Raw genomic sequence first — 305 nt, 5'->3', positions numbered from 1 at the left:
CCGTAGGCGTTCAAGCGGCCGCTTTCCTCCCACAGCTCGGCTGGCTGCAGCACCGGCATGAGAATTTCCTGAGCACCAGAGGCGTTCATTTCCTCGCGAACAATGTCCTCGATCTTCTTCAGCACGCGGAAGCCCAGGGGCAAAAACGAATAGAGGCCCGAAGCCGTCTTGCGCAGCATGCCGGCGCGCAACAGCAGACGCGTGCTGTCAATGTCGGCGTCGGACGGATCCTCCTTCAAGGTGGGGGCGTACAACTTGCTCATGCGCAGAACTTGACTCATAGGTTCTCCAACTCTTCCAGTAGG

General features: G+C 59.0%; 1 pseudogene. It reads right to left on the bottom strand.

Annotated elements, in window-relative coordinates:
- Positions 1–281 (bottom strand): annotated as a pseudogene (locus PZH32_RS12670) (proline--tRNA ligase); the annotation flags it as partial.
- Positions 282–305 lie beyond the last annotated feature (24 nt).

Origin of the sequence: Adlercreutzia equolifaciens (assembly GCF_029076695.1) — a bacterium.
In the GTDB taxonomy this organism is placed as follows: Bacteria; Actinomycetota; Coriobacteriia; order Coriobacteriales; family Eggerthellaceae; genus Adlercreutzia; species Adlercreutzia equolifaciens_A.
The sequence above is the reverse complement of the archived record's forward strand: the minus strand, read 5'-3'. Positions and strand labels throughout refer to the sequence as shown.